This is a genomic window from Actinoplanes sp. NPDC020271 (assembly GCF_044388125.1).
In the GTDB taxonomy this organism is placed as follows: domain Bacteria; phylum Actinomycetota; class Actinomycetes; order Mycobacteriales; family Micromonosporaceae; genus Actinoplanes.
Genome location: NZ_JBIRWQ010000045.1, coordinates 34,125 through 42,634 on the forward strand (window position 1 = coordinate 34,125; position 8,510 = coordinate 42,634).

Consider the following 8,510-nt stretch of genomic DNA (forward strand, 5'->3'; position numbering starts at 1 on the left):
GGGTTCACCGGAAAGCCGGCACACCCGGCCCGGGCGGCTCCCGACGTCAGCGCCGATTGCCGCGCCAGCCGACCACCGGTAGCTCGAACTTCGCCACCAGGGTGTCGGTGAACGGCCGCGGGGCCAGCCGGACCAGCCGAACCGGCAACTGACCCCGCTCGACGGTCACCGTCGAGCCCGGCGGCAGGTCCCAGGTGCGGCGACCGTCACAGCAGAGCACGGCGAACGACGTGTACGGATCGACGGTCAGCTTGAACGTGGACGTCGGCGCGGTCACCAGCGGCCGGCTGAACAACGCGTGCGCACTGATCGGCACCAGCAGCAGCGCCTCCACCTCGGGCCAGACGACCGGCCCGCCGGAGGAGAACGAGTACGCCGTCGACCCCGTCGGTGTGGCGCACACCACGCCGTCGCAGCCGTAGCGGGACAGCGGCCGGCCGTCCACGTCGACCATCAGCTCGAGCATCTGGGCCCGCTGGCCCTTCTCCACGGTCACCTCGTTGAGCGCCCACGACTCGGCGATCAGGCGGCCGTCGTACTCCGCGCGCACGTCCAGGGTCAGCCGCTCGTCCACGGTGTAGTCACCCGAGATGATCTCGCGGACCGCCTCGTCGATGTGATCGATCTCGGCCTCGGCGAGGAAGCCGACCTTGCCCAGGTTGATGCCGAGCAGCGGGGCCTTCACCGGCCGGGCCAGCTCCGCCGCACGCAGGAACGTGCCGTCGCCACCGAGCGCCAGCACGATCTCGATGCCCTCGGCGGCCTCCTCGCCGTCGACCGACCGCACCTCGTCGGGCAGGCCCAGATCGGCGACCTCGTCGGCGATCACCCGGACCTCGAAGCCCGCGGCGATCAGATCGAGCGCGACCGTACGGGCATGCTGCGTACTCTGCCGGCGCCCGGTGTGCGTCACCAGCAAAGCCGAGCGAGTCATGTGTCCTCCTGAGGGGCCGCCGGCTGATCCGCCCGCACCGCTGCGGGCTCCGGACGCTCGTAGTCCTGCTCACCGGGGGGCTCGGACGCCGCCGCGGCCTCGGCCAGCAGCTCGGCGGGCAGCCCCGCGCCGGCCGGGCCGGCCTCGACGACCGCCTCCACCCGCTCCCGGTCCGCGGGCGGCGCGCCCCGCCGGAACCAGACGAAGAACTCCACGTTGCCGCTCGGGCCGGGCAGCGGGCTCGCGGCCACACCGGCCACCCCCAGCCCCAGCTCGGCGGCGGTGGCCGCGACGTCCAGCACGGCCTCGGCCCGCAACCGCCAGTCGCGCACCACGCCGCCCGTGCCGGCCAGACGGTCCTTGCCGACCTCGAACTGCGGCTTGACCATCAGCGCCAGGTCACCCTCGGGCGCCGTGCAGGCGGTCAGCGCGGGCAGCACCAAACGCAGCGAGATGAACGACAGGTCGGCCACCACCAGGTCGACCGGCCCGCCGATCACGTCGGGGGTCAGCGTGCGCACGTTCGTGCGCTCGTGCACGTCGACCCGCTCGTCCGTGCGAATCGGCCAGGCCAACTGCCCGTAGCCCACGTCGACGGCGACCACCCGATCGGCGCCGGCGCGCAGCAGCACGTCGGTGAACCCGCCGGTGGACGCGCCCGCGTCCAGGCAGCGCCGCCCCTCGACGGTCAGCCCCGACGGGGCGAACGCGGCGAGGGCGCCGGCCAGCTTGTGGCCGCCGCGCGACACGTACTCCGTCCGGGGGTCCTCCCCGGTGACCAGCACCGGGTCGGCCGGGTCGACCATGGCGGCCACCTTGTGGGCCACGGTCCCCCGGACCTGGACCCGGCCGGCCGCCACCAGTTGGGCGGCCTGTTCCCGGGAACGAGCGAGTTTGCGGCGGACTAGCTCGGCGTCGAGACGCGCACGGCGGGCCATCGAATTCCTTTTTCGGTACGTCGTTTCAGCGATCGATGCCGGCCAGAGTCTCCTGGAGCACCTGGTGCGCGGCCTCGTACTCGGCGATCTGCTCGCCGGGTGCCAGCCGCGCGGCGTTGGCGAGCGAACTTAGCACCGCGTCCACGGCCGGGTGACCGGTCTCCTCCACCGTCCCGTCCTCGCCCGTGCGGTAATGCTCCGCCGGAGTGAACCCGCCCGCCGGTGATCCGCCCGCCGGCGGGCCGGGCCGGACTCCACCGACCGGCGGACCGGGGCGCGGCCCACCCGGCGGCGGACCGGGCCGGAAACCACCCTGCGGCGGCCCGGGACGGGGGCCGCCCGGCGAGGAATGCGGGAACGTCACGAGATCACGCCTCCGGCTTCTCGGTCCGCGCGGCGCTCTCCACCGGCGGCGACTTCCTCGCCTGACTCTGGCTGGGCACCTGGGCCGCCTTGCGCGGGGCCCGCTTGGCCGGCGCACTCCTACGTGCCGCAGCCTTGACCGGCGCGTCAGCCTTCGCGGACGCATCCGCCTTCACCGGAGCGTCAGCTTCAGCGGCCGCAGTCGCCTCAGCGGGCGCGATGGCTCCGGCGGGCGCGGCACTCGCCGACCCCGCGGCGCCGCTCTCCCCCGGAGCCACGAACGGCAGCTCGGTCGCAGCCGCCGCCTCCTTGACCCCGGCCACCGGAGAAGCAGCCGTGCCCGGCGGCGTGACGCTCACCGAAGCCGGCCCGGCAGCACTCTTGCGGGGCGCCCGCTTGGCCGGCGCCCTCTTCGCCGCAGTCTTCCGAGCCGGCGGCTCAGCCGCCTCGGCCGGCACCTCAGCGGCCTTCTTCACCGGAGGCGGCACCGCCCCGGCCTGCACCGGAGGCGGGACCGCCCCGGCCGATGTGGACTTGCGCGCGACCCGCTTCACTGCCTTCTTCGCCGGCGCCTCCGCGGCGGTGGCCGCCGAGGACCCGGTCGCAGTCGAGGACGTGGCGGAGTTGGCGACCGGCCCACCCCGCAAGGTCCCGGCCGACGGCATCGCGTTCGGCGTGACCTTCACCGCTTTCTTCGCGACCGCTTTCTTGGCCACGGCCTTCTTCACCGGTGCCACCGAGGGAGCGCGGTCGGCCGCGGGAGCCCGCACGCCGCCTTCGGCCGCGGTCGCGCGCGCCTGCGCCTCCCGCAGCTCCTTCTCCAGGTCGTGCACCCGGGTCGTCAGCTCGGAGACCTCGTCGGCGGTGGCCAGGCCGACCCGCCCGAGAGCGCGGTCCACCTCGTACCGAACGATGTTGGTCAGCGCCTCACGGTTCGCGATGCCCGCCGAGAGCAGGTCCTCGACCAGCCCCTGCACCTGGGCCGCGGTGGCACCGCCCCGGCTGAGCAACTCACCGGCGACCTTCTGCGCCCTCTTCCGGGGCACCTCGGTCAGCCCGAGCGCCAGGTCCAGATATGCGCGCCATGCATCCGGCATGATCCCTCCTCCTCTCGTCGCGTCGGGTGCCACGCTACCGGGAGCCCCCGACAAGTTCCTGAGGTACGGTGCTGGTGTCGCGAAGGGGGATGGCGTTGGCCACGGTGGACGAGTGCCGTAAAGCGTTGCACGACCTGGCTGCCAAGCTGGCGGCGAATGCGGAGGCCCGTGGCCGGCTCGACCTGGATCGCACGCTCGCGTGCCGGGTCACCGACCTGCAGACGGCCTTCCACGGCCGGATCGTCGGCGGCCTGCTCACCGACATCGCCGACGGCGACGATCCGAAGGCGAAGATCGCCCTGATCACCACCAGCGACAACCTGCTGGCGCTGATCGCCGGCCGGCTGGACATCACCCGCGCGATCGCCGGCCGCGAGATCTCCGTCAAGGCGAACCCGTTCGACCTGCTCAAGCTCCGTAAGCTCCTCTGATCACGCCGGTTGATACGACGCCGGCGCCCGGATCGTTCAACCGGAGATCAGGATCGGTCACCCGATCAGGAAGCCTTCGCCGCCAACTCTTCCAGGCCGACCAGCACCTGATCCGCCGACGCGGTCGCCGTCGACAGCTGATGAGTCACCTCGCCGAGTACCGCGGCTTGTTCCTCGACCGCCGAGGCGATGTTCAGCTGCAGCTCGTGGATGCCGTCCACCGCTCCGGTGGTCTGCGCGAACGTCTGCGCCACGTCGTCGGTCTCGGCGACGATCGCAGTGATCACCGCGTTCACCCGTTGGACGGAGTCCGCCGTCTCCCGTGCCAGGTCCTTGACCTCGCTCGCCACCACGGCGAACCCCTTGCCGAGTTCACCCGCCCGGGCCGCCTCGATGGTCGCGTTGAGCGCCAGCAGGTTCGTCTGCTCGGCGAGCGAGGCGATGATCGCGTTGACGTCGGCGATCTCGCCGACCGAACGCTCCAGCGCCCGCACCTTCTGGCCGGCCGAGGCCGCCGCGTCCTTGCCGTCGGCCGCCGTGGTCGCCGCGGACGCCGACCGGGACGCGATTTCCTGAACAGAAGCGGTCAGAGCAGCGAGTTCCCGGTCGACCGCGGCGACCGCCGAGATCGCCGCATGCGCCTGCTCGCTGATCGAAGCGACGTCCGCAGTCAGCCGCCGGGACTGTTCCGCGGTCTCCTCGGAGCGCGCCCGCAAGTCCTCGGCGGACCGTTCGCGCGCCTCCTGCTCGGCCCGTGCCACTTCCTCCCGCGCCTGCGCCGCCTCCAGCGCGAGCTGCTCACTCTCCCGCTCGGCCTGCTCCGCGAAGTGCCAGAAGATCACGATGCCGACCACCTCGACGACGGCCAGCCCGGCATGCACCGCGACCTGCTCGATCGCGGCACCCACGCCCATCACGTGCATGCCGAACACCCGCTCCGGCGCGACCAGGCCGAGCACCCCGTGGTGCACCACGACCACGACGACGGCGGAGATCAGCGGCGCCCACATCTGGTAGAGCGCCACGTAGATCAGGATCGCGTACAGATGGATGTGCGCCGTCATCGATCCACCGGACAGCTCGATCGCCACGAACGTGCAGGCGATCAGGCCGACGCTGGTGTGTGAGGCCTGCGTTTTCGCGTTCGGCAGTACCGGGACCAGCGCCGCCCAGCCGGCCACCGCCACGGTCAGCACCACCACCTCCCAGCGCGGCCGCGGCCCGAGCATGCCGATCACCAGGAACACCGGCACGTGGAACCAGAGCAGCCGGCTGATGATCCGGTGCCGGGCCTGCCAGGACGCTTCGGAGAGTCGTGCCCCTCGCGGCAACGTAAGAGAAGTCACACCCTGCTGTTCGGCCGCTGTCCGGTCTGATTAACCGTAATTACGGCAGAAGCGATTTCCTGGTCGCGAGCGGCCTCCGGTGGGACGATGAGCCTAGGAACGAGCGACCGCCCGGACGACGGCCGCCCCGGGAAACTGGGAGGCACCCATGATCCACGTCCGACCCGACGTCCCCTGCATCGACGGCACGTGCACCGCCACGAATGTGCACGACCGCGCCGAAAGGGTCGCCGTGCCCGATTTCGACTACATGAGCTCACCGATGGTCGCCATGGTCGACGGCATCTTTCACATCGACCCGGAAGCTCCACCTCTTCCGCGTCGCCGCCACCGCCCGCGCCCCGAGCAGTACCACCAAGACCCGGTCCGACCTTTCTGACCGAAACTGTCCACCCCCAACCCCATTCCGCCGTACGTCGTCGAGCGCCCGCCACGGAAACAGAACAGCCCCGGCCGCTGGGCCGGGGCTGTCGGATGATGCGCGGGGTCAGAGACCCCAGGTGGTGAGAAGTTCGGTGGCCGCGACGGAGTCGCCCGAGACATCGGACGTCGGAACTCCGTCCCAGGTCGCGCCGCACAGCAGACGCAAGGCATCGACGGGGTCGCCGTCGCCGGACAGCACCGCGCGGTCGCCCTCACGAGTGACCGTCCACCCCTCCACCTCGGTGGCCGGGACCGTGGCCTGCTCGGCCGGGCGGAACAAGCCCGAGAGGTCCGCCGCCACGAACGTCGGGCGACGCTCGGCCGGGGCCCCCAGCAAGTCCTTCGGGGTGCTGACCCCCGTGAGGACCAGCAGACTGTCCATCCCGGCGGTGACCGCACCCTGGATGTCGGTGTCCAGCCGGTCGCCGATCGCCAGCGGTCGCTCCGCCCCGGCGAGCGAGGCCGCCGTGGTGAACAGCGCGGGCTGTGGCTTGCCGACCACCACGTCCGGTTCCCGGTCCAGGGCGGTCCGGATCACCGCGACCAGCGAGCCGTTGCCCGGCAGCGGGCCACGCGGGCTCGGCAGGGTCCGGTCGGTGTTGGTGGCATACCAGGTGGCGCCCGCGCGAACCGCGAGCGCCGCCTCGGACAGGATCTTCCAGCCCACCTCGGGCCCGTAACCCTGCACCACCGCCACCGGCGAGTCCTCCGCCGACTCGACGGGCGTGAGGCCGGCGTCACGGATCTCCGCGCGCAGGGCCTCCGCACCGACCACCAGCACCGGCGACCCGGCCTCGACGTGCTCGGCGACGAGGGCCGCGGCCGCTCCGGCCGAGGTGAGCACCTCGGCCGGGGCAGCGCTGACGCCCATGCCGGTGAGCAGCGTGGCCACGTCGGCGGCGCGACGGGACGCGTTGTTCGTCGCGTACGCGATCGACGTCCCGTCCGCCCGCAGCCGCTCGACCGCGTCGGCCGCGCCCGGGATCGGCTTGTCGATCAGGAAGACGACGCCGTCCAGGTCGAAGAGAGCCAGGTCGTAGCCGCCGGCGAGGTGGTCGCTCATGCCTGCGGGCGGTCCTCGCCCCGGCCGGTGAACTCGTCGCCGTCCTTCTCGTTCTTCTCCGCGTCGTCCGACTTCGGCGCCTCGAAGACCGCGGCCGGGACCTCGTGCTTCTCGGCCTTCACCGGCTCCGGGTCGACGTCGGTCCCGGTCGCACGGACCGGCTCCTCGTCGTCCTCGTCGTCCTGGTCCTCGTCAGCAGCGTCCGCGTCCTCGTCCTCGAGGTCGTCCTCGTCGTAGTCCGCCGCGGGCTCGTCGCCGAGCTCCTCGTCGTCCTCGTCGAGGTCTTCGTCGTCCGCGTCCTCGTCGTCGGAGTCCCCCGCCTCGGCATGCGCCTCGGCGTCCAGCCCCTCGGCGTCCAGCTCCTCGTCGTCCTCGTCGTCGTCACCCTCGATGGTGACGCCGTCGAGCTCGAGGATCCGCTCCGCCGCGTCGGTGAGCTGGTCCTCGTCGACCGCGGCGGCCCGCACGAACCACTCCCGGGCCTCGTCGCGACGGCCGCCGGCGAGCAGGGCATCCGCGTACGCGTAGCGCAGTCGCGCCGCCCACTCGGCGGTGTCGTCCCCGGTCAGCTCCTTGACCTGGAGCATCGCCGCAGCCGCGTCGTGCTGACCGAGGTCCCCGCGGGCACCCGCGGCCACGATCAGCAGCTCGATCGCGCCGGACTTCTCCAGCTTCGCGACCTCGGCGCCACGGTAGAGGTCGATGGCCCGCTCGGGACGGCCCAGCGCCCGCTCGCAGTCGGCGATCTCGGCCAGGTGCGTCTGCTTGCCGGTCATCCGGTGGTACGTGCGGAGCTCGGCGATCGCCGTGGTCCAGTCACCGGCCGCGTACGCCGCCAGGCCGACCGCCTCGCGCACCACCGCGATCCGGGAAGCCAGCCGCCGCGCCGCGATCGCGTGCTGCAGCGCCAGCTCGGAGTCCTCGTCGATGATCGTGCCGGCCGCCACGAGGTGCCGCGCGACCGTGTCGGCGACGTCGCGGGACAGCGCGACCAGCTCGGCGCGAACCTCCTGGTCGAGGTCGGTCGCGACGATCTCGTCGGGGATGTCCGGAACCTGGAAGGCCGCCTGGCCGTCCTCGGTGTTCTCCGGCCGGTCGCCCTGATAGCCGCCGCGGTCGCGGTCGCCGCGGAAGCCGCCACGGTCCCCGCCGTCCCGGTCCCCGCGGAAGCCCCCGCGGTCACGGTCGCCACCACCCTGGTAGCCCGGACGGTCACCGCCACGGTCCCGGTCGCCACCACGGAACCCACCGCGGTCGCCACCACCCTGGTAGCCGCCACGGTCCCGGTCGCCACCACGGAAGCCGCCACCTTGGGGGCGGTCACCCTGCGGACGGTCACCGCGGTATCCGCCGCCGCCCTGGAAGCCCTCGCGGTTACCACCACCCTGGTAGCCGCCACGGTCGCCACCACGGAACCCGCCGCGGTCACCGCCGCCCTGGTAGCCCGGACGGTCACCACCGCTACGGTCCCGGTCACCACCACGGAACCCACCGCGGTCGCCACCACCCTGGTAGCCCGGACGGTCACCACCGCTACGGAACCCACCGCCCTGCGGACGGTCACCACCGCTACGGAAGCCACCGCCCTGCGGACGGTCACCACCGCTACGGAAGCCGCCACCCTGCGGACGGTCACCCTGCGGACGGTCACCCCGGTAACCACCGGAGCTGCCACCACGGTCGTCACGGTTGAACGGCCGGCGCTCGCCACCACCCTGGTAGCCGCCACGGTCCCGGTCGCCACCACGGAACCCACCGCGGTCGCCACCACCCTGGTAGCCGCCACGGTCGCCACCACGGAACCCGCCGCGGTCGCCACCGCCCTGGTAGCCCGGACGGTCACCACCGCTACGGTCCCGGTCACCACCACGGAACCCACCGCGGTCGCCACCACCCTGGTAGCCCGGACGGTCAC

Annotated in this window: 10 protein-coding genes; 3 read left to right on the top strand and 7 right to left on the bottom strand. The window is 72.7% G+C overall.

Annotated elements, in window-relative coordinates; genetic code table 11:
• Positions 1-46: 46 nt before the first annotated feature.
• The 4 genes from ACH442_RS45590 to ACH442_RS45605 all read right to left on the bottom strand — a co-directional run bounded on the left by ACH442_RS45590 (position 47) and on the right by ACH442_RS45605 (position 3,332).
• On the bottom strand, positions 47-934 hold the full coding sequence (locus ACH442_RS45590; protein WP_396344449.1) for an NAD kinase: 888 nt from the start codon (positions 932-934) through the stop codon (positions 47-49).
• Complete coding sequence (locus tag ACH442_RS45595) at positions 931-1,872, bottom strand: TlyA family RNA methyltransferase (RefSeq protein WP_396344450.1); 942 nt, start codon at positions 1,870-1,872, stop codon at positions 931-933. The genes ACH442_RS45590 and ACH442_RS45595 overlap by 4 nt, the downstream gene beginning before the upstream one ends.
• 25 nt (positions 1,873-1,897) lie before the next feature.
• On the bottom strand, positions 1,898-2,041 hold the full coding sequence (locus ACH442_RS45600) for a hypothetical protein (RefSeq protein ID WP_396344451.1): 144 nt from the start codon (positions 2,039-2,041) through the stop codon (positions 1,898-1,900).
• A 199-nt stretch (positions 2,042-2,240) separates the two neighbouring features.
• Positions 2,241-3,332 (bottom strand): phasin family protein, encoded by a 1,092-nt coding sequence (locus ACH442_RS45605; protein ID WP_396344452.1) that lies wholly within the window; start codon positions 3,330-3,332, stop codon positions 2,241-2,243.
• 95 nt (positions 3,333-3,427) lie between these two features.
• On the opposite strand from ACH442_RS45605, the gene ACH442_RS45610 reads away from it, so the two are divergent.
• Positions 3,428-3,763, top strand: coding sequence for an SCP2 sterol-binding domain-containing protein (locus ACH442_RS45610; protein WP_396344453.1), 336 nt, complete (start codon positions 3,428-3,430; stop codon positions 3,761-3,763).
• Between the two features lie 65 nt (positions 3,764-3,828).
• On the opposite strand, the gene ACH442_RS45615 is transcribed toward ACH442_RS45610, so the two are convergent.
• Positions 3,829-5,109, bottom strand: coding sequence for a methyl-accepting chemotaxis protein (locus tag ACH442_RS45615; protein ID WP_396344454.1), 1,281 nt, complete (start codon positions 5,107-5,109; stop codon positions 3,829-3,831).
• A gap of 148 nt (positions 5,110-5,257) precedes the next feature.
• On the opposite strand from ACH442_RS45615, the gene ACH442_RS45620 reads away from it, so the two are divergent.
• Complete coding sequence (locus ACH442_RS45620) at positions 5,258-5,488, top strand: hypothetical protein (RefSeq protein ID WP_396344455.1); 231 nt, start codon at positions 5,258-5,260, stop codon at positions 5,486-5,488.
• A gap of 108 nt (positions 5,489-5,596) precedes the next feature.
• On the opposite strand, the gene ACH442_RS45625 is transcribed toward ACH442_RS45620, so the two are convergent.
• Together ACH442_RS45625 and ACH442_RS45630 are read right to left on the bottom strand one after the other, a co-directional pair.
• Positions 5,597-6,595: an HAD-IIA family hydrolase gene (locus ACH442_RS45625; RefSeq protein WP_396344456.1), complete on the bottom strand. Its 999-nt coding sequence runs from the start codon at positions 6,593-6,595 to the stop codon at positions 5,597-5,599.
• Positions 6,592-7,542: a Replicase polyprotein 1ab gene (locus ACH442_RS45630; RefSeq protein WP_396344457.1), complete on the bottom strand. Its 951-nt coding sequence runs from the start codon at positions 7,540-7,542 to the stop codon at positions 6,592-6,594. The genes ACH442_RS45625 and ACH442_RS45630 overlap by 4 nt, the downstream gene beginning before the upstream one ends.
• A gap of 3 nt (positions 7,543-7,545) precedes the next feature.
• Here ACH442_RS45630 and ACH442_RS45635 point away from each other — a divergent pair.
• Positions 7,546-8,510, top strand: a 965-nt coding sequence (locus tag ACH442_RS45635; protein ID WP_396344458.1) for a hypothetical protein, incomplete at its 3' end; no start/stop codon positions are given.